Origin of the sequence: Deinococcus aerolatus (genome assembly GCF_014647055.1) — a bacterium.
GTDB lineage: Bacteria > Deinococcota > Deinococci > Deinococcales > Deinococcaceae > Deinococcus > Deinococcus aerolatus.
On the sequence record NZ_BMOL01000065.1, the window covers coordinates 1 to 998 of the forward strand.

The 998-nt window shown below is 59.7% G+C and carries 2 protein-coding genes; both read right to left on the reverse strand.

Annotated features, from left to right (window positions below):
- Positions 1-688: IS3 family transposase (locus tag IEY31_RS18525; protein WP_188974426.1), on the reverse strand; the 688-nt coding region annotated here is incomplete at its 3' end.
- Positions 685-998: transposase (locus IEY31_RS18530; protein ID WP_229723778.1), on the reverse strand; the 314-nt coding region annotated here is incomplete at its 5' end. The genes IEY31_RS18530 and IEY31_RS18525, both read right to left, overlap by 4 nt.

The following is a 998-nucleotide window of genomic DNA, read 5'->3' on the forward strand; positions in this document are numbered from 1 at the left end:
TCAAGGTTTTGTAGAAGCTCTCCATTCGGGCGTTGTCGTAAGGATTCCCTTTCCTGGACATGCTCGGCGTTATGCCCATGGACCGCAAGCGGTCCACATATGCCCGACTCGCGTACTGGACCCCCTGGTCCGAATGGTGGACCAGCCCCGCTGCTGGACAACGCGCTGCAAGCGCGTTGTCCAGCGCTGCCAGGGGCAAGGCGGCGTCCATGAACCTCGACAAAGACCATCCCACCACTTCACGCGTAAAGCTGTCCAGCACGCACGCGAGGTAAACGAAGCCCTGCTTGACGCGAATGTACGTGAGATCGGCCTGCCAGACCTGGTCAGGTCTGGTCACAATGAGGTGTGGCAGCAGATTGGCAAATCTTGACTGGTTGTGGGTGGAATCTGTCGTGGGCTGAAAGCGCCGCTTGGTCCTGCACAGCAGCCGGCGTTCCCGCATCACCCGCAAGACACGTTTGTGGTTCGCTGGACGCCCTCTCCGGGCGAGTTCGTGAGTGACCCGGCGATAGCCATATCCAGTCCATTTCAGCACCACCGCTTCGATGTCTTCGGCCAGCTGTCGATCCGGATCGACAGCCTCTCGGTCCAGTTGATAGCTGTACCAGGATCGACTGACCTGGTGCAGTTCACACAGGCGACGCACCGACACCGTGGGATGCGCGTGTCGCGCATCCGTGATCATTTGATGCCTTTGTTCAAGCGGTACGTCGCCAGCGATTTTTTCAAAATCGTGTTTTCCAGGGATAACTGGCCGCAATAGCGTTCTAGTTCAGCAATCCGTAATTCAGCACTGCGGTCCGTCGCTGCGGGGTCGGTGAACGCCGCCTCGCCGCGTGCCTCGACCTCTTTGCGCCAACGGTGGATCAGGCTGGGGGCCAGGGAATGTTCTCGGCAGAGCTGAGCGGTGGTGGACAGGCCGGCATTGATCTGGCCCACCACCTCAAGTTTGAAATCGCGGCTGTGGTTGCGTCCTGGCATCTGGGCTCCTTCGC